This window comes from Oleiphilus sp. HI0043 (genome assembly GCF_001634935.1).
In genome coordinates this window covers 1-667 of the sequence record NZ_LWEY01000546.1, presented here as the reverse complement: position 1 = coordinate 667, position 667 = coordinate 1, and the positions used below count along the sequence as shown (strand labels likewise).

1 protein-coding gene is annotated in these 667 nt (G+C 49.2%); it reads right to left on the bottom strand.

Going from position 1 to position 667, the window contains the following annotated elements; genetic code table 11:
- Positions 1-667 (bottom strand): AMP-binding protein (locus A3729_RS06735; protein ID WP_156497747.1); only part of this gene is annotated, 667 nt, incomplete at both ends.

Sequence of the window (667 nt, the reverse complement as noted above, 5' to 3'; positions counted from 1 at the left end):
TGCGGTCAGTTTTATCGCTTTGGTAATCAAACCAATGGTAGGCCGCGGGTAAGCGACCCAGCAAAGCCCTGTGAGCATGCAATACGCCTTTTGGATAACCCGTGGTGCCAGAGGTGTAGACTAAGTAGGCCGGGTCGTTATAGCAGGTATTGACTGCGATTTCGTCATCGGATGAACTTGCTAGTAAGTTTGCAAAGCTTTGAAACTTAATCTTGCTACTTGTGCTGGCGGTCTCGGCGAGTTCGTCGATAATCAAAACATGAGCCAACTCTGACTCTTCTAGTGTATCCAGGTGTAGCTTCTCGGCCAGCGCAGCGGTGGTGATCAGCACTTTGGCACCAGAGTCCTTCGCCAGGTAATCAATCTCGTCGCCGCTAAGCAGAATAGAGCTGGGCACCGCAATACCGCCAAGCTTAACTGTGCCATAAAAGGCAATCGGGAACTCGATAACATTCGGTAGCCAAAGCATGACCCTGTCACCCTTTATCAAGCCCAATTCACTTAACCGTGCAGCACATTGGTTGGATGCCTTATCGAGTTGCTGATAAGAATAAGCTTGATGTAATTCGTTACTCTCATCGCCATGGTCAACGATGAGCGCGGTAGACTGCATATCAAAGTTGGGAATTTGAGGGCGCGTGCACGCAAGGCCTATATTGAAGTCTTT